The 16,108-nt window shown below is 71.8% G+C and carries 19 protein-coding genes; 12 read left to right on the forward strand and 7 right to left on the reverse strand.

Annotated elements, in window-relative coordinates; genetic code table 11:
- Positions 1 to 151: 151 nt before the first annotated feature.
- The 3 genes from ACIBJH_RS45525 to ACIBJH_RS45535 all read right to left on the reverse strand — a co-directional run bounded on the left by ACIBJH_RS45525 (position 152) and on the right by ACIBJH_RS45535 (position 2,559).
- Complete coding sequence (locus tag ACIBJH_RS45525; RefSeq protein WP_388115118.1) at positions 152 to 373, reverse strand: hypothetical protein; 222 nt, start codon at positions 371 to 373, stop codon at positions 152 to 154.
- Between the two features lie 33 nt (positions 374 to 406).
- The gene (locus ACIBJH_RS45530) at positions 407 to 1,675 is read right to left on the reverse strand and encodes an anion permease (protein ID WP_399122898.1); all 1,269 of its coding nucleotides are present in this window, start codon (positions 1,673 to 1,675) and stop codon (positions 407 to 409) included.
- Between the two features lie 98 nt (positions 1,676 to 1,773).
- Positions 1,774 to 2,559 (reverse strand): lysozyme, encoded by a 786-nt coding sequence (locus ACIBJH_RS45535; RefSeq protein WP_399122899.1) that lies wholly within the window; start codon positions 2,557 to 2,559, stop codon positions 1,774 to 1,776.
- 196 nt (positions 2,560 to 2,755) lie between these two features.
- Between ACIBJH_RS45535 and ACIBJH_RS45540 the strand changes: the two genes are divergently transcribed.
- The 3 genes from ACIBJH_RS45540 to ACIBJH_RS45550 all read left to right on the forward strand — a co-directional run bounded on the left by ACIBJH_RS45540 (position 2,756) and on the right by ACIBJH_RS45550 (position 6,481).
- Positions 2,756 to 3,496, forward strand: coding sequence for a class II aldolase/adducin family protein (locus ACIBJH_RS45540; protein WP_399122900.1), 741 nt, complete (start codon positions 2,756 to 2,758; stop codon positions 3,494 to 3,496).
- Positions 3,497 to 3,744: 248 nt separating this feature from the next.
- On the forward strand, positions 3,745 to 4,908 hold the full coding sequence (locus tag ACIBJH_RS45545; protein WP_399122901.1) for an alpha/beta hydrolase family protein: 1,164 nt from the start codon (positions 3,745 to 3,747) through the stop codon (positions 4,906 to 4,908).
- A 169-nt stretch (positions 4,909 to 5,077) separates the two neighbouring features.
- Positions 5,078 to 6,481: a hypothetical protein gene (locus tag ACIBJH_RS45550; protein ID WP_399122902.1), complete on the forward strand. Its 1,404-nt coding sequence runs from the start codon at positions 5,078 to 5,080 to the stop codon at positions 6,479 to 6,481.
- Positions 6,482 to 6,487: 6 nt separating this feature from the next.
- Here ACIBJH_RS45550 and ACIBJH_RS45555 read toward each other — a convergent pair whose 3' ends face one another.
- Together ACIBJH_RS45555 and ACIBJH_RS45560 are read right to left on the reverse strand one after the other, a co-directional pair.
- The gene (locus ACIBJH_RS45555) at positions 6,488 to 6,913 is read right to left on the reverse strand and encodes a VOC family protein (RefSeq protein ID WP_399122903.1); all 426 of its coding nucleotides are present in this window, start codon (positions 6,911 to 6,913) and stop codon (positions 6,488 to 6,490) included.
- A 126-nt stretch (positions 6,914 to 7,039) separates the two neighbouring features.
- The gene (locus ACIBJH_RS45560; RefSeq protein ID WP_399122904.1) at positions 7,040 to 7,930 is read right to left on the reverse strand and encodes a neutral zinc metallopeptidase; all 891 of its coding nucleotides are present in this window, start codon (positions 7,928 to 7,930) and stop codon (positions 7,040 to 7,042) included.
- A 240-nt stretch (positions 7,931 to 8,170) separates the two neighbouring features.
- Between ACIBJH_RS45560 and ACIBJH_RS45565 the strand changes: the two genes are divergently transcribed.
- The 3 genes from ACIBJH_RS45565 (at position 8,171) to ACIBJH_RS45575 (ending at position 11,268) form a co-directional block, all read left to right on the forward strand.
- Complete coding sequence (locus ACIBJH_RS45565) at positions 8,171 to 9,769, forward strand: ABC-F family ATP-binding cassette domain-containing protein (RefSeq protein WP_200711722.1); 1,599 nt, start codon at positions 8,171 to 8,173, stop codon at positions 9,767 to 9,769.
- Between the two features lie 350 nt (positions 9,770 to 10,119).
- A complete protein-coding gene (locus tag ACIBJH_RS45570) occupies positions 10,120 to 10,338 on the forward strand; it encodes a helix-turn-helix domain-containing protein (RefSeq protein WP_019060653.1) in 219 nt (72 codons plus the stop codon).
- A gap of 117 nt (positions 10,339 to 10,455) precedes the next feature.
- Positions 10,456 to 11,268, forward strand: coding sequence for an enoyl-CoA hydratase/isomerase family protein (locus tag ACIBJH_RS45575; RefSeq protein WP_399122905.1), 813 nt, complete (start codon positions 10,456 to 10,458; stop codon positions 11,266 to 11,268).
- Between the two features lie 19 nt (positions 11,269 to 11,287).
- On the opposite strand, the gene ACIBJH_RS45580 is transcribed toward ACIBJH_RS45575, so the two are convergent.
- A complete protein-coding gene (locus ACIBJH_RS45580) occupies positions 11,288 to 12,094 on the reverse strand; it encodes a nucleopolyhedrovirus P10 family protein (protein ID WP_399122906.1) in 807 nt (268 codons plus the stop codon).
- An 87-nt stretch (positions 12,095 to 12,181) separates the two neighbouring features.
- Between ACIBJH_RS45580 and ACIBJH_RS45585 the strand changes: the two genes are divergently transcribed.
- The 6 genes from ACIBJH_RS45585 (at position 12,182) to ACIBJH_RS45610 (ending at position 15,325) form a co-directional block, all read left to right on the forward strand.
- Positions 12,182 to 12,667, forward strand: coding sequence for an Asp23/Gls24 family envelope stress response protein (locus tag ACIBJH_RS45585; protein WP_399122907.1), 486 nt, complete (start codon positions 12,182 to 12,184; stop codon positions 12,665 to 12,667).
- Positions 12,668 to 12,725: 58 nt separating this feature from the next.
- Positions 12,726 to 12,911, forward strand: coding sequence for a hypothetical protein (locus ACIBJH_RS45590; protein WP_019060657.1), 186 nt, complete (start codon positions 12,726 to 12,728; stop codon positions 12,909 to 12,911).
- The gene (locus ACIBJH_RS45595; RefSeq protein WP_399122909.1) at positions 12,908 to 13,300 is read left to right on the forward strand and encodes a hypothetical protein; all 393 of its coding nucleotides are present in this window, start codon (positions 12,908 to 12,910) and stop codon (positions 13,298 to 13,300) included. The genes ACIBJH_RS45590 and ACIBJH_RS45595 overlap by 4 nt, the downstream gene beginning before the upstream one ends.
- Complete coding sequence (locus ACIBJH_RS45600; RefSeq protein ID WP_399122910.1) at positions 13,297 to 13,971, forward strand: DUF6286 domain-containing protein; 675 nt, start codon at positions 13,297 to 13,299, stop codon at positions 13,969 to 13,971. Before ACIBJH_RS45595 ends, ACIBJH_RS45600 begins: the two co-directional genes overlap by 4 nt.
- A gap of 5 nt (positions 13,972 to 13,976) precedes the next feature.
- Positions 13,977 to 14,555, forward strand: a complete 579-nt coding sequence (gene amaP / locus ACIBJH_RS45605) for an alkaline shock response membrane anchor protein AmaP (protein ID WP_399122911.1) — start codon at positions 13,977 to 13,979, stop codon at positions 14,553 to 14,555.
- A gap of 122 nt (positions 14,556 to 14,677) precedes the next feature.
- Positions 14,678 to 15,325: a hypothetical protein gene (locus ACIBJH_RS45610; RefSeq protein ID WP_399122913.1), complete on the forward strand. Its 648-nt coding sequence runs from the start codon at positions 14,678 to 14,680 to the stop codon at positions 15,323 to 15,325.
- Positions 15,326 to 15,347: 22 nt separating this feature from the next.
- Here ACIBJH_RS45610 and ACIBJH_RS45615 read toward each other — a convergent pair whose 3' ends face one another.
- The gene (locus ACIBJH_RS45615; RefSeq protein ID WP_399122914.1) at positions 15,348 to 16,103 is read right to left on the reverse strand and encodes an SDR family oxidoreductase; all 756 of its coding nucleotides are present in this window, start codon (positions 16,101 to 16,103) and stop codon (positions 15,348 to 15,350) included.
- Positions 16,104 to 16,108 lie beyond the last annotated feature (5 nt).

Consider the following 16,108-nt stretch of genomic DNA (forward strand, 5'->3'; position numbering starts at 1 on the left):
TGTTGGGGGGGGGGGGGGGGGGGGGGGGGGGGGGGGGGGGGGGGCGGCGCGGGCGGGGGGGGGGGGGGGGGGGGGGGGGCGGGCGGGCCGCGCCCCCCCCCCCCCCCCCCCCCCCCCCCCCCCCCCCACGGTGGGTCCAACTGGCGGCCGGTCAGGCCACGATGATGTAGATCCCGTACGCCACCGCCGCCGCGCAGGCCGCGAAGCAGGCGTACGCACCGGTCAGGGCGAGGGTCGCGGAGTCGCCCTGGGCGGTGGCCCGTTCGCGGCGCGAGAGGGCGGTGATGCCGAGGGTGAAGACGGCCACCAGGGCCACGGTGGCCACGAGGCTGACGCCGAAGACGGAGCCGAGGGCTGCCCAGTCGATGTCCATGCTGATTCGTTCCTTCTAACCGGGGGCGCGGGCTCAGACGGCGGCGGCCGGCGGGGTCGCCGGGGTGGCCGGGTCGGGCGTGGCGACGGGGGCCGGGGTCACGGGCGGCGAGGGGATCGTCGCAGTGAGGCCTTCGGAGAGGGCGACCGACGGGGGCGGGGTGACGGCGGCGATCGCGGCGGTGACCACGCCGGCCGGCTCCTCGAACTCGTTGACGTTCGAGGCGTCGACCACCTGGCGGCGGGAGAACAGCCAGATCGCGGTGCTGGAGGCGACCAGGAAGACGGCCACCAGTGCGGTGCCCCAGTCGCCGAGGTCGGTCACGGACTCGGCGAGCGCGCCGACCAGCGCGGCGGCCGGCAGCGTCAGACCCCAGGCCACGAACATCCGGGTCGCGGTCGACCAGCGGACGACACCGCCCTTGCGGCCCAGGCCCGCGCCCATCACCGAGCCGGAGACGGCGTGCGTGGTGGAGAGCGAGAAGCCGATGTGCGAGGAGGCCAGGATGACCGCGGCGGCGCTGGTCTGGGCGGCGAAGCCCTGCTGCGGCCGGAGGTCGGTCAGGCCCTTGCCCATGGTGCGGATGATGCGCCAGCCGCCGATGTACGTGCCCATCGCGATGGCGAGGCCCGCGGAGAGGATGACCCAGGTGGGCGGGTCCGAGTCGGGGGCGATGGAACCGCCGGCGATCAGCGCGAGGGTGATGATGCCCATCGTCTTCTGCGCGTCGTTCGTGCCGTGGGCCAGCGAGACCAGGCCGGCCGAGGCGATCTGGCCGACGCGGAAGCCCTTGTCGGCGGCCTTGCCGTCCGCGTTCCGGCTCAGCGTGTAGGAGAAGCGGGTGGCGAGCATCGCCGCGACGCCCGCGACGATCGGGGCGGCGACCGCGGGCAGCAGCACCTTGGTGACCAGGACGTCGCCGTGGACCGCGCCGGTGCCGGCCGAGGCGATGGTGGCGCCGATCAGACCGCCCATCAGGGCGTGCGAGGAACTGGACGGAAGGCCGACGAGCCAGGTCACCAGGTTCCAGAGGATCGCGCCGACCAGGGCGGCGAAGATGACCTCGGGACGGATGCCGCTCTCGTCGACAAGACCCTTGGAGATCGTGTTGGCGACCTCCACGGAGAGAAAAGCGCCCACCAGGTTGAGGGTGGCCGACATGGCCACCGCGACCTTGGGCTTGAGTGCACCGGTCGAGATGGTGGTGGCCATCGCGTTGGCGGTGTCGTGGAAACCGTTCGTGAAATCGAACGCGAGTGCGGTGACCACCACAATCGCGAGAATCAGCGAGAAGCTTTCCATTTACCCAGGCAATCGTTCGAAGTCATTGGTGCGTTGACCGTAGGAAACCTGAGTGAACGGAAGATGAACTGAGGGGGTCTCTGGAGTGTCTGTACGGCCTAGTAACCCCGGGCGAACTTCTTCAGTTGGCTCGTCGTCCCGTTGAAGAGATTCTGATCACCCGGCAGGCTCCCGCTGTTGTCGTACTGCCAGAAGGTCCAGTACGACCAGCCGGCGGGCAGTGAGCCCGCGTCCGCCGACTCGTGGCGGGCGATCCACAGCGCGTGTGTCGAGGCCAGGGCGGTGCTGCTGCCCGTGCAGGTGTTCCACCAGTGGGCGGTCGTGTAGATCACCGGACGGCGGCCGGTCTCGCGCTTCACCTCGGCGCTGAAGGCCTTGATCCAGCCGACCATCTTCGCCTTGCCCAGGCCGTAGCAGCCGTGCTTGCTGTCGTACGGGTTGTATTCGATGTCGAGCGCCGGCGGCAGCGTCCAGCCGTCCGCCTTCCAGCCGCCGCCGTGCGCCACGAAGTAGGCGGCCTGGGCCGCGCCCGACGACTTGTCCGGAAGCGCGAAGTGGTACGCGCCCCGGACGATGCCGGCGGCGCGGGCGCCGTTGTACTGCCGGGCGAAGTAGGGGCTGACGTAGTCGGTGGACTCGGTCGCCTTGACGTAGACGAACGTGGCGCCCTTCGCCTTCGCGCTCGGCCAGTCGACGTTCTTCTGGTGCGAGGAGACGTCGTGGCCCTTGGCGGGACTCGCGGCGGCGGCCGGAATCTCGGCGAACGCGAGCGCGAGTGCGGTTCCGCCTGCGGTGAGTGCGGCGACGGCGGCCGCGACGAGGCGGGCGCGGTGACGGGTGCCGCGGTGCGTGCGGCGGCGGGGCGGTTTGCGATCACGGGCCATGTTTCCCCCGGGAATGGCGACGTGCACGACAAATCCCCCAGAGGCTATTGGAAGATCTGTCGACGCCGATCGGTCTCCAGCCAAGCGGCTTGAGTGGGCGTTACATGCCTATATGTACTCTTTCGGATGCGCGGCTTCCGGCTTAAAGTGCCCCGGCCCGAGCGCGTGTTGGGGAACCGGCTGGCAGGATCGCGGCATGGCTGAGCGGCGGCGGGACGAACGGGACAAGCGGGGCGGGCGGGATGCCCGCGAGGACGCACAGGCTGTGGGGGAGCCCTGGCGGAGGCGTGTGCACGCCGAGGAGGCGGACGCCTGGGACGAACTCGTCGTGACGGCCCGCCGGACGGTGTCCGACGGCCTGGTGGTCGGCACCTCGGGGAACGTCTCGGTGCGCGTCGGCGACATCGTCCTGGTCACGCCCTCGGGTGTCCGCTACGACCGGCTGACACCCGACGACACGGTCGGCGTCGACCTCGACGGCCGACAGGTCCTCGGCGCCCTCCTCCCGACGAGCGAACTGCCCATGCATCTCGCCGTATACCGCAGCACCGACGCCCACGCCGTCGTCCACACCCACGCCGTCCACGCGACGGCCGTCTCGACCCTCGTCCCCGAACTCCCCTCGGTCCACTACATGTCCGGCGCCCTCGGCGGCCCGGTCCGGGTTGCCCCGTATGCGACATACGGCACCGAGGAGTTGGCCGAGAACATGCTCCACGCCCTCGCCGACCGCTCCGCCTGCCTCCTCCAGAACCACGGCACGATCGCCTACGGCAACTCCCTGGACCAGGCATTCGACCGTACGGCCCAGCTGGAGTGGATGTGCCGGTTGTGGCTGACGGCGTCGTCGGTGCCCGGACTGTCGCCGACGCTGCTGTCGGGGGAGCAGGTGGCGGAGGCGGGGGAGCGGTTGCGGGGGTACGGGCAGCGGGGGTGAGATCGGTGGGCGGGTTGGCGGGGCTGACGGGTTGGCGACCGCGGCGGGTCGGCGGGGCTGACGGTTGGCGGGGGCGGCGGTACCGGGACGGCTGTCGGGGCGGATGGAACCGAGTCGGCTGAAGGGGGCGACGGAACCGAGACGGCTGACGCGGCTGTTCCCGCTCCGCCCCGGCTCTTCCCGGGCCCGCGTCCATCCGGCGCCTCCTCCGGCTGGCCGGTAGCCGGGTCCGCCGGGACACTGGAGCCGTGCGCACAGTCAAAGCGACGGCCGCGGCCGTCTCCGTGGCCCTCGCGGCCGGTGCGGTGGGCGTCGCCGCCGGCCGGTACGCCAGCGACGCCGCACTCAAGGCGCCGCCCGGCCGTCCCCTGCCGACCGAACCCCGGCTCACGGTGCACGCCACCGCCGCCGGACAGATCACCCTCACCCGGGACCTGGCCTCCCTGCGCCCCGGCACCTACGGCCTCGCCGGTGACGGCTCCCACGCGGTCGTAGGCCCCGTGATCGACACGGCGTCCCTCCCCCGGTCTCGGCTTCGCTCGACCGGGGGGACCCCCATCGCCGACACCGTCGTACGCCGCCTCGAACGCGTCACCCACGGCACGCTGCACCCCCGCGACAAGGTGTGGCTCACGCCCAACGTCCACATCGGCAACCCGAGCGCCGCCCTCGGCCTCGACCACGCCGACATCGACATCCCCGGTGAACTCGGCTCCCTGCCCGCCTGGTTCGTACCCGGAGCGCGCGGCACCTGGGTGATCGCGGTGCACGGCCTGGCCACCACCCGCGAACTCGCCCTGAACGTCATGGAGTTCCTGCACCGCAACCGCTTCCCGGTCCTTGCCCCCGCCTACCGCGGCGACCTCGGCGCACCCCGCAATCCCGACGGCCTCAACCATCTCGGCGAGACCGAGTGGCGCGACCTGGACGCCGCGATCCGCTACGCCGTGCGCTACGGCGCCGAGCACGTCGTCCTCTACGGCTGGTCCACCGGCGCCACCATGGCGCTGCGCGCCGCCGCCCACTCCGGGATGCGCGACCGCGTCTCCGGCCTGGTGCTCGACTCGCCGGTGCTGGACTGGGAGACCACGCTGCGCGCCCTCGCCACCGCCCGGCACACCCCGGGCGCGCTGCTGCCGCTCGCGGTCCGCGCCGCCCAGGGCCGCACCGGTCTGCACGGCGACCGCATCGCCGAGGCCGCCGACCCCGGCCGGCTCAGGGTCCCGACCCTGATCTTCCACGGACCCGACGACACCGTCGCCCCCTGGTCCCTCTCCCGCCGCCTCGCCGCCCGCCGCCCCGCCCTGATCACCCTCCAGCCGGTCGCCCGGGCCCCGCACGGCGCCATGTGGAACGCCGACCCGGCAACCTACGAGGAGATCCTGCGCCGCTTCCTGACTCCGCTGATGTGACCCCGGCCCACTCACCGGCCCACCCCCCTTCCGACCTTCCGTTTAGCCCTGTACCACTGGCCTGAACCCGGCCCCCAGCAGCCCGCGGGACCCCCTGCCTTGGCCCTCCCCGTCGCCCGCCGTGACATTCCGTTTGGGTTTTCGGACCGTCAACCGGAAGACTGCACCCGTGACGTCCCGTATCCCGCGCGACTCCAGGCTTCGACTCGTCCGCCCGCGACCCCTGGCCGCCGCCCCCCGAGCGATGAACCAGCGGCGCTCGCGCCGCCCCGCACCCCGCCCTCCGGAGGGCACACCGGCCCCCGCGGAACTGGCCAGAATGGCACGCTCCGGCCTGGCCGGAGCGGCCCGCGTCGCCCACTGGGCCGACGCCGCACTACGACCCGGCCGTGACGGCGCGAGCCCCGACGGCAAAGGCACCCTCTCCGAGGCGACCGCCGAACTCGCGGCCCAGGACCTGGGTCTGACTCCGGCCCAGGTCCGCGCCGACTGGGACACCGCCCGTCTCGCCGGCCTCGTCGAGGTGCATGGCGACAGCGCCCGCCCCGGCTGGCGGCTGCGTGCCTGGGACCGCGACGACAGCGCCGTACTGCGCGGCTGGGTCGCCCTCTTCGACGCCTGGTCGCTCGCCCACCCGGAACCACGGGAGCACGAGCCCTCAGCCGTCGCCGAGGTCGTCTCTGCCATGCCTCAGGTGCTCTCCTTCCTCCAGCTGTCCGCCGGGCCCGTCCCCGTCGCCCAGCTCCTCGACCTCCTCGAACAGCGCGTCACCGAACTGCGCACCGAGCGCTGCGAGATCCCCTACGGCCCGCAGCCCGAGCCGGTCCAGCAGCCGTCGGCCGCCGCCGACGCCCCTCTCGATCCCCTCCTCGACTGGGCCCTGCACGCCCTCGCCTCCGTCGGTGCCCTCACCTACGGCGATGCCCAGGCCACCCTCACCCCGCTCGGCAGCTGGGCGGTCTGGGTCAAGCTGGAGCAGATCTGCGTGGCCGCGCAGAGCCCCGCCGGGAACATCGAGCAGTCCGCCGAGGACATGCTCCGCGGCTGCTCCCAGCTCCGCCCGAACGCCGCCCGCGCCGAGTACCGCGCCTGGCTCGCCGCCCGCACCGTGGGCAGCGCGGTCGGCGAGCTGATCGACGCCGCCCGCGGTGAGGACGCCCTGCTGCGCGGCCTCGCCTTCGAGGCGCTGCGCGTCGTCGGAGCCCCCGCCGAGCCCGACGTCCGCGCGGCGGTGGACGAGGCGACACTGCGGCCGTACGCCCTGCTGTGGCTCGCGGAGCACGACGGGATCGATCCGGAGGACGCCCACGAGGTCCTCACCCGCGAGGAGGCCACCTGGATGTGGGTCGACACCGCCGCCGCGGTCGCCGATCACGGGGAGGCCCCGCTGCTCGTGCGCCACCTGGAGTCCGCGATCCAGCCGACCGTGCCCATGCTCCTCGACGAGGTGCGCGCCGTGGGCCACCCGCGCACCGTGCAGGTCCTGGTCGCGCTCGCCGCCGCCCACCCCGACCCGGCGCTGGCCAAGGCCGTGCGCCGGGCCGCCTTCCAGGTGCACACAGGGGGCAGCTAGGCCGGGTCAGGCACCTGCCGTCCCGGGTATCTCCGGGGCGTAGGTACCGAAGCTCCAGATGTTGCCCTCGATGTCCCGGGCCATGTAGTCCCGGGATCCGTACTCCTGGTCCGTCGGGGGCATCAGGATCTCCGCGCCGTGCTCCACGGCCCGTCGGTGGTGGGCGTCGACGTCGTCCACGACGAGGTACACCCCGACGGGTCCCGCGCTCTTCATCGCCTCGTCGAAACGCCCGCCGCGGCCCTTGGAGCCGAGCATCACCGCGCCGTTGCCCTGCACCAGCTCGGCGTGCGTCACCGAGCCGTCCTCGCCCTCGTACACCGCGAGTTCGGTGAAGCCGAAGGCCTCCGTGAGCTGCCGGATCGCCGCCTTCGCGTCCGTGTACAGCAGCGACGGGTAGATGCTGGGACGCCCGCTGTCCTTGCCTGTCATGCCGATCACTTCCTTGTGCATCGGGTACCGGGTGTCGGGTCCTCTTGGCGTTTTCGCCGCTTTGATCGCTTTCGACGAGTCTTGCACCCGCCACTGACAACGCCCCGCGCACCGGCGCCCCGGCCGTCAGCGGAAGGTGTCGCACCGCGCCATGTCCCCGGTCCGGTAGCCCTGGTGGAACCACTGCTGGCGCTGCGCCGCCGACCCGTGCGTCCAGGTCTCCGGCGTGACCCGGCCCTGGAACCGCTCCTGGATCCGGTCGTCGCCCACGGCCGCCGCCGCGTCCAGCCCGTCCCGGATGTCGGCCTCCGTGAGGCTGGTGATCAGCGGTCGTCCGGTCGACTCGTCCTTCGTGGTCGTCGCGTGATGCGCCCAGACCCCCGCGTAGCAGTCCGCCTGCAGTTCGACCCGCACCGCGTTGCTGTTGGCGCCGGTCCGCCCGTCCTGCGACCGGCTGAGCGTGCCCATCAGGTCCTGCACGTGGTGCCCGTACTCGTGCGCCACGACATACGCCTGCGCGAACGGGCCGCCGCTGGAGCCGAACTTCGTCCGCAGCTCGTCGAAGAACCCCAGGTCCAGATAGACCTTCCGGTCGCCCGGACAGTAGAACGGCCCCACCGCCGAGGTCGCCGTCCCGCACGCGGTGGCGACCTGTCCGCTGAAGAAGACCGTGAGTGAGCGGGTGTATGTCCCGCCGCGCCGCGCGAACTCCTGCGCCCAGAAGTCCTGCACGCTGTTGACCACCGCCACGATGCGGCAGTCCTCCTTGGTGTTCGCGTCCTGTCCGGTACGGCAGCTCGACTGCACCTGGGCCGGCGAGGACGCGGTCGCCGCAGGTGAGTCGCTGCCCGACGACAACCCCAGGTTGTCGGGGCCGACGCCGAAGAACAGCCCCAGGAGGAGTGCGATCAGCCCCGCGAGGCCCCCGCCCACGGTCGCGCGCCCGCCGGGAATCCGGCTGCCGCGCACGTCCTGCACCTCGGAGGTGTCCAGATCGGCGTCGTCGTCGAACTGCATGGGCCCGCTCTCCGCGCGTGTGGACCCCCTGGCGCCCATCCTCGCCCGCGGCCCGCGCGGGGGCGCCGGGCGATCGGCCGAACGGGGGACGTCCTTGGTGGCGCCGAACACACCCGCGCACCGGAAAAACGCTTGCATTGCCCCGTTAGACTTGGCCCATGGCCATTCTCCTCGCGCATTAGACGGCGGGAACGTCCTCAGCCGCCCCTTCCGCCTACGACCCCGCTCTGGAGTCTGACCGTGATCTCCGCCTCCGGTATCGAGCTGCGCGCCGGCGCCCGCGTCCTCATCGAGTCCGCGACCTTCCGCATCGCCAAGGGCGACCGCATCGGCCTGGTCGGCCGCAACGGCGCCGGCAAGACCACCCTGACCAAGGTCCTGGCCGGTGAGGGACAGCCCGCCGGCGGCACCGTCACCCGCTCCGGCGAGGTCGGCTACCTCCCGCAGGACCCCCGCACCGGCGACCTGGACGTGCTCGCCAGCGACCGCATCCTCTCCGCGCGCGGCCTGGACACCCTGATCCGCAAGATGCGGGAGAACGAACAGCGCATCGCCAACGGCAGCGGCGCCACCCGCGACAAGGCCATGCGCCAGTACGAGCGCCAGGAGACCGAGTTCCTCACCAAGGGCGGCTACTCCGCCGAGGCCGAGGCCGCCACCATCGCCGCCGCGCTCAACCTGCCCGACCGGGTGCTCGGCCAGCCCCTGCACACGCTCTCCGGCGGTCAGCGCCGCCGTATCGAGCTGGCCCGCATCCTGTTCTCCGACGCGGACACGCTGCTGCTCGACGAGCCGACGAACCACCTCGACGCCGACTCGATCGTCTGGCTGCGCGACTACCTGAAGACGTACCGCGGCGGCTTCATCGTGATCTCCCACGACGCCGACCTCGTGGAGACCGTCGTCAACAAGGTGTTCTATCTGGACGCCAACCGCGCCCAGATCGACGTCTACAACATGGGCTGGAAGCTCTACCAGCAGCAGCGCGAGGCCGACGAGAAGCGCCGCAAGCGCGAGCGGCAGAACGCCGAGAAGAAGGCCGCCGCCCTGCACTCGCAGGCCGACAAGATGCGCGCCAAGGCCACCAAGACGGTCGCCGCGCAGAACATGGCCAAGCGCGCCGACCGGCTGCTCGCCGGGCTGGAAGCCGTGCGCGTCTCCGACAAGGTCGCCAAACTGCGCTTCCCGGAGCCCTCGCCCTGCGGCAAGACCCCGCTCATGGCGGAGGGCCTGTCGAAGTCCTACGGCTCCCTGGAGATCTTCACCGACGTCGACCTGGCCATCGACAAGGGCTCGCGCGTCGTCATCCTCGGCCTGAACGGCGCCGGCAAGACGACCCTCCTGAAGCTCCTCGGCGGTGTCGAGGAACCGGACACCGGCGAGGTCATCAAGGGGCACGGCCTCAAGCTCGGCTACTACGCGCAGGAGCACGAGACCCTCGACCCGGAGCGCACGGTCCTGGAGAACATGCGCTCCGCCGCCCCCGACCTGGACCTGGTCGAGGTCCGTAAGACGCTCGGCTCGTTCCTGTTCTCCGGAGACGACGTCGACAAGCCCGCCGGGGTCCTCTCCGGCGGTGAGAAGACCCGCCTCGCCCTCGCCACCCTGGTCGTGTCCGCGGCGAACGTCCTGCTCCTGGACGAGCCGACGAACAACCTCGACCTGGCCAGCCGTGCGGAGATCCTCGGGGCGCTGAGCACCTACAAGGGCGCCGTCGTCCTCGTCACCCACGACGAGGGAGCCGTGGAGGCTCTGCAGCCGGAGCGGATCATCCTGCTGCCGGACGGAGTCGAGGACCTGTGGGGCGCGGACTACGCGGATCTCGTCGCCCTGGCCTGATCGAACAGGCTTGATCGAATGCTTGATCAACGGCGTATGGATCATTCGGCCTACCGGTGATCCACCATCTGTGTGAGATCTCCTCGTACCGAGGTGTGTCGTACACCGATTTTCCGGCCGAGTCCTTTATCGACAAGGGCTCGGCCGTTCCGCGTCTCTGACCAGGTGTTTCGCGGAGCAACTCGTTCGGCCGGGCGGACGCGACCGTACGGAATTCCACATTCCACTTGTGGGGACGCGCTCCTGTCGTCAAAACCTTGTCTCACGGACCTTGCCGAATGGGTGGCCATGAACGCTTGGAGGGGTGATCATGAGGAGACCAAGAGCGCACTTCCCATGAGGAGGCACGGGTGGCCGAGACTCTGAAGAAGGGCAGCCGGGTAACCGGCGCCGCGCGCGACAAGCTCGCGGCAGACCTGAAGAAGAAGTACGACTCCGGTGCGAGCATCCGGGCGCTGGCCGAGGAGACCGGCCGCTCGTATGGCTTCGTCCACCGGATGCTCAGTGAGTCGGGCGTCACGCTCCGTGGGCGTGGCGGGGCGACCCGGGGCAAGAAGGCTTCGGCCTGACCCCGAGCGGCTCAACGGCTTCGATGGTGACCACCCGGTCGGACGACTGACCGGCCGGGTGGTTACTGTGCAGTCACTTAGCTCTGCTCTGTTGACCGCACACATCGGAGGCGCCCCATGGCTTCGCCCGAACAGGACGACAAGGACCTCGGTCCCGTACTCGACAAGGACGGCGTACGGCTCACCGTCGACGACGCGATCGCCACGGTGACGCTGACCAACCCGGCCAAGCGCAACGCTCAAAGTCCTGCTCTGTGGCGGGCGTTGGCGGAGGCCGGGAGGTTGCTGCCGGGCTCCGTACGAATCGTGGTGCTGCGTGCCGAGGGCAAGTCCTTCTCGGCCGGACTCGACCGGCAGGCGTTCACGCCCGAGGGCTTCGACGGCGAACCGTCGTTCATCGACCTCGCGCACAGCAGTGACGCCGTGCTGGACGAGGCCATCGCCGGGTACCAGGCGGGCTTCACCTGGTGGCGACGCAGCGACATCGTGTCCATCGCCGCCGTACAGGGGCATGCCATCGGGGCCGGCTTCCAACTCGCGCTCGCCTGTGACCTGCGCGTCGTCGCCGACGATGTGCAGTTCGCCATGCGCGAGACCAGCCTCGGACTGGTGCCCGACCTGACCGGCACCCACCCGCTGGTGGGGCTCGTCGGCTACGCCCGCGCGCTGGAGATCTGCGCGACCGGGCGCTTCGTCGCGGCCGAGGAAGCGGTGAGCACCGGCCTGGCCAACATCGCCGTGCCCGCCGACCAGGTCGACGACGCCGTACGCGACCTCGCGACAGCTCTGCTGGCTGCGCCGCGCGACGCCGTCATCGAGACCAAGGCGCTGCTCCAGGGCGTCCAGGGGCGTGCGTACGACGACCAGCGCGCCGCCGAGCGGGCCGCCCAGGCCCGACGACTGCGGGACCTGGCCGGCGTCGGCGAATAAGACCTCAGCCGATCGTGGTTCAGTCGATCCTCGTGACGAGCACCGCCACGGTCGGGTGACCGGGCAGCACCTCGCCGACCCTCGCGCGGACCTCCCGGGCCACCTCCAGGGCCCGGTGGTCCGCGCGTACGGCGATCTCCACGCGCGCGTGGAGCCGCGACAGCGCTCCTTCGCCCTGCCGCTCCTCGATGTGCACCGCCCGCCCCAGCCCGCCCAGCGCACCGGTCAGCCGGGTCACGCCCGGGACGCCGAGCGCGGCCGCGATGATCAGGGACTCGCCGCCGTCGTCAACATTGACCATCTGGTCAATTTCATCAACATGATCAATGTCGGCGGCGGAACGATCCACATCGTCCACACGATCAACGTCGTCCATATGGTCCAGCAGGGCCGTCACCTGTAGATCAACCTCCGCCACCACCAGCCCGAGCCGCTCCACAGCGGCCCCCGCCAGCGCCGCGCGCAGCCGGGACGCGGTCTCCGGAAGGGGCTCGGTCGCCACGGCCGCGAAGTCCGCCGTGATCCGCAGCGGCCCGGGCGGCAGGGCCCCCGGCGGCGGTGGCACGGCGGGCTCGTGCACGTCCTCCGGATCCGCGAGCGCGATCCGCAGCGCGCCCAGCCGCACGCCCTCTACGTGCTGTGCCACGCCCCGCAGCACGGCCTCCGCCGCCCGCTCCGCGATCCACGCGCCGTCCCGCCGGTCACCCAGGGGCAACAGCCTGCCGAGCCCCAACTGCTGCCGTACCGCCCGCCCGTCGCCCACCACCGCCCTATTCGAAGGCGCTGCGCGCCGCCCCTGATTCCCAGTCCATGAGTCCGCCGTCATTCCTCCAGCCTGCCGCATCCCCGGCGCGGGAGAATGGAACCGCACTTACCGTGGTCGAAGGACGACGACCGAAAGGGACGTACGGCGATGACCGACATGACGGAGCGGAACCGGACGCAGGACCCCGACGGCGAGCGGGAGCCGCTGCAGACCCGGAAGACCCCCACCAGACGCGGCGGAGGCGACCCGGCGTCCCGAGGGCGTACCACCATCGCCGACGGGGTCGTGGAGAAGATCGCCGGGCTGGCCGCCCGGGACGTCCTGGGCGTGCATGCCATGGGCAGCGGGCTCTCCCGCACCTTCGGGGCCGTGCGCGACCGGGTGCCCGGCGGTTCGAAGTCGGTGTCCCGGGGCGTGAAGGCCGAGGTCGGCGAGGTGCAGACCGCCCTCGATCTGGAGATCGTCGTCGACTACGGGGTGTCGATCGCGGATGTGGCCCGGGCCGTACGGGAGAACGTCATCGCGGCCGTGGAGCGGATGACCGGACTCGAAGTCGTCGAGGTCAACATCGCGGTCAGCGACGTGAAGCTGCCCGACGAGGAGGACGACGAACCGGAGCCCCGTCTCCAGTGACCGGACCGACGGATGAACCCATGAACAGCGGGCCGACGAACGAGCTGAGGAGCGCAGGATGAGCAGGGCCGTGGTCGGCATGATCGCCGGAATGGCGCTGGGCTTCGCCGGATACTTCGGCGGGTTCGGCGCGTTTCTGCTGGTGGCCGCCCTGGGCGCCATCGGGTTCGTCGTCGGCCGGTTCCTCGAAGGGGACCTGGAACTCGGCGACTTCTTCCGCTCGCGCGACGACCGGCGGCGGTGACGTCCGTGAGCGGCGGGGCCGGCGCGGTCGACGAACGAGGCAGACCCCCGGCGGTCGTCGCGCCGGGCGAGCGGGGCGCCACCCGGATCGCCGACCGGGTCGTCGCGAAGATCGCCGCGCAGGCCGCGCGCGAGGCGCTGGGACCACTGCACCCGGACGCCGCGCCGCCGCATGCGACCGTCGTCGTACACCACGAATCGGTACGCGTGCGCGTGCACCTCGAACTCGACTATCCCTGCGACATCGGCGACCGCTGTTTTCGGGTGCGTCGGCAGGTGGTTCAGCGGGTACGCGCGTTGGTGGGCATGGAGGTGCCCGAGGTCGCCGTCCAGGTGGAACGGCTGCATCCGGCACAGGCACACCGCGCGGCACAGGGGAGGACGCGATGAGCGAGCCCCAGGGCTCCGAAGGCACGACCCAACGACTACCGGTCATCGAGAAGGAGAACGACCCCGGACACGGCGGGTACGACCCGGCGGCGGACCGCGGTCCCGCACCCCTGGTTGACGGCGGCGGCAAGGACGGCCGCTTCTGGTCGACGCGCCGCGTCCCCGCGGGCATCGTCGCCGTCCTGCTGGTCGTCGGCGCGGGCGCCCTCCTCTACGACATCACCGCCGTGCGCGCCAAACGGCCCTCCGCCCACTGGCGCCGCGAACTGACCCGGCAACTCGCCGAACGGCCACTCGACGACACCTGGGTCCTCGTCGGCGCCGGCATCGCAGCCGCCCTCGGCCTCTGGCTGATCGTGCTCGCACTCACGCCCGGCCTGCGCCAGGTGCTGCCGATGCGCCGCACCCACGCCGACGTCCGGGCGGGCCTGCAACGCTCCGCCGCCGCGATGGTGCTGCGCGACCGAGCCATGGAGGTCTCGGGCGTGCAGTCGGTCCGAGTACGCACGAGCCGGACGAAAGCCGATGTCCGCGCGGTGTCCCATTTCCGTGAACTCGACGACGTACGGGCCGACTTGGACACCGTGCTCAGCGACGCGATCACCGGTCTGGGGCTGGCCCGGCCACTCGCGCTGTCGCTGCACGTCGGCCGTTCCGGACGGAAGAGGTGAGGCCGGTGCTCAGGATCGTCAACCGGGTGGTGACCGCTGTCGTCGGTCTCGCACTGCTCGTGCTCGGCGGCTCCGCGCTGGCCGTAGGACTGGGCGTGAAGCCGCCGTCGTGGTGGATCTACGACGGGCGCCACGACGTCCTGCTGAGCGAGGCCCGGCGGACCCGCTGGCGGGCCGACGGCTGGTGGTGGCCGACGGTCCTCGCCGCGCTCGCGGTCCTCGTCCTGCTGGCCCTGTGGTGGCTCGTCGCGGTCCTACGGCGGCGCAGGCTCACCGAGGTCGCCGTCCACACCGGCGACGGCGAGGGCGCGCTGCTGCGGGGCCGGGCCCTGGAGGGCGTCCTCGCCACCGACGCGGGCGACCTGGACGGCGTGGCCCACGCGCACGTGCGGCTCGCCGGCACCCGCACGGCACCCGAGGCCCGCGTCCAGCTCAGCCTGGAACCCCATGTGGACCCCGGAGTCGCCCTCGACCACCTGACGGCCAACGCCCTGGCCCACGCCCGCGACTCGGCGGGCCTGGACGCACTCCCGACGGAGGTACAGCTGACGGGGGTCAAGCACCGTGCGGAGCGGGTCAGTTGACGGTCCGGTTTCCTGACTGTTCGCCACCCGGGTCGGACCGGTGATGTCCTCTTCGGGCCGATGATCCGTCCGTTCCGATCATGCGCTCCGGGGGCGGGTACCGCGCCTATAGCCTCGGGTGCATGGCTGAAGCGAGTGGCGGGGGACAGCCCGAGCCGGCAGATGACGAGCCGACTCCTGCGGGTGATTCCGGCGATGCGGCGGCTGATCCCGCGGCGACCGCGGCAAGCGTCCCGACCTGGACCGAGATCGGGCGAGGCGTGGGCGCGCTGCTCACCGTCGTCGCGGCGCTCGGAGGGCTGGTGCTCGGCGTCAGAGCCGAGCAGCGAGCCGATGAGGTGGAGCGGAGCGCGGCCGAGTCGAGCCGGAAGGCGTCCGCCGAACAAGTCGACTTCTACCGGACACCGTCCGAGGTCGTCGTGATGAACGGCAATCCTCATCCCGTCCAGATGCGCCTGTTCCTGCCCGACAGGCACCTCTGGTGGGATCTGTACGCGCTGGCGCCGTGCAGGCAGATCAAGATCCCCGATGCCGCCCTGCGGGACAGCATGCGTCGTCGATTCCCCTCCGCGCGGTTCACGGACGGCGAACTGGCATCGCTGTGGCTGGAGTTCACGGATCCGGCGGGCAGGAACTGGGTCCGCAGCAGCAGAGGAGCATTGGCCTCCTCCGCGCGGAGTCCCACTGGCGGCGCCGTCAGCCAGCTCGTCCTGGGTGAGTCCTGGAACAGGACGTCCCAGAAATCACCCGTGTGCGGTGGTACGCCGTGAACGGGCCCGGGGACCGGTCGGCTCAGAACCCGTGCCGCATCCCGCCGTCGACCGGCACCATGATCCCCGTCAGATAGGACGCGGCCGGCGACAGCAGGAACGCCGCCACGCGTCCGAACTCGTCCGGCGTTCCGTACCGCCGCAGCGGGATCCGCGACTCGTTGGCCGCGCGGGTGGCCTCCGGGTCCGCGGAGAGGCCGTCCAGCTCGCGCACACGGTCCGTGTCGATGCGGGCGGGCAGCAGTCCGACGACACGGATGCCGCGCGGCCCCAGCTCGTCCGCGAGGGACTTGCCGAAACCGGCCAGGCCGGGCCGCAGCGCGTTCGAGATCGTCAGCCCGGGGATCGGCTCGTGCACCGAACCGGACAGCACGAAGCCGATGACCCCGCCCGCCTCCAGCTCCCCGGCGGCCGCGCGGGCGAGCCGTACCGCGCCCAGGAACACCGACTCGAACGAGGCCTGCCACTGCTCGTCGGTGGTGTCGGCGACGAACCCGGGCGGCGGCCCGCCGACGCTCACGAGAATGCCGTCGAAGCCCCCGAAGTGCTCCCGCGCGGCGGCGATCAGCCGAGCCGGCGCCTCCGCGTCGGCATTGTCGACGGCGATGCCCACCGCGTTCGGCCCCAGTGCGGCCGCCGCCTCGGTGGCCCGCTTCTCGTCCCGCCCGGTGACGACGACCTTCGCGCCGTCGGCCACCAGCTCGCGCGCGGCGGCGTTGCCCAGTCCACGGGTGGCCCCCGTGACGACGTACACGCGGTCCTTCAGTCCAAGATCCATGGCCC

It is taken from the genome of Streptomyces sp. NPDC050548, assembly GCF_044457385.1.
In the GTDB taxonomy this organism is placed as follows: domain Bacteria; phylum Actinomycetota; class Actinomycetes; order Streptomycetales; family Streptomycetaceae; genus Streptomyces.

Coding starts and splice junctions, on each gene's coding strand:
- ACIBJH_RS45525 (WP_388115118.1), bottom strand. CDS start 373: ATGGACATCGACTGGGCAGCCCTCGGCTCCGTCTTCGGCGTCAGCCTC.
- ACIBJH_RS45530 (WP_399122898.1), bottom strand. CDS start 1,675: ATGGAAAGCTTCTCGCTGATTCTCGCGATTGTGGTGGTCACCGCACTC.
- ACIBJH_RS45535 (WP_399122899.1), bottom strand. CDS start 2,559: ATGGCCCGTGATCGCAAACCGCCCCGCCGCCGCACGCACCGCGGCACC.
- ACIBJH_RS45540 (WP_399122900.1), top strand. CDS start 2,756: ATGGCTGAGCGGCGGCGGGACGAACGGGACAAGCGGGGCGGGCGGGAT.
- ACIBJH_RS45555 (WP_399122903.1), bottom strand. CDS start 6,913: ATGACAGGCAAGGACAGCGGGCGTCCCAGCATCTACCCGTCGCTGCTG.
- ACIBJH_RS45560 (WP_399122904.1), bottom strand. CDS start 7,930: ATGCAGTTCGACGACGACGCCGATCTGGACACCTCCGAGGTGCAGGAC.
- ACIBJH_RS45575 (WP_399122905.1), top strand. CDS start 10,456: ATGGCTTCGCCCGAACAGGACGACAAGGACCTCGGTCCCGTACTCGAC.
- ACIBJH_RS45580 (WP_399122906.1), bottom strand. CDS start 12,094: ATGACGGCGGACTCATGGACTGGGAATCAGGGGCGGCGCGCAGCGCCT.
- ACIBJH_RS45585 (WP_399122907.1), top strand. CDS start 12,182: ATGACCGACATGACGGAGCGGAACCGGACGCAGGACCCCGACGGCGAG.
- ACIBJH_RS45590 (WP_019060657.1), top strand. CDS start 12,726: ATGAGCAGGGCCGTGGTCGGCATGATCGCCGGAATGGCGCTGGGCTTC.
- ACIBJH_RS45600 (WP_399122910.1), top strand. CDS start 13,297: ATGAGCGAGCCCCAGGGCTCCGAAGGCACGACCCAACGACTACCGGTC.
- ACIBJH_RS45610 (WP_399122913.1), top strand. CDS start 14,678: ATGGCTGAAGCGAGTGGCGGGGGACAGCCCGAGCCGGCAGATGACGAG.
- ACIBJH_RS45615 (WP_399122914.1), bottom strand. CDS start 16,103: ATGGATCTTGGACTGAAGGACCGCGTGTACGTCGTCACGGGGGCCACC.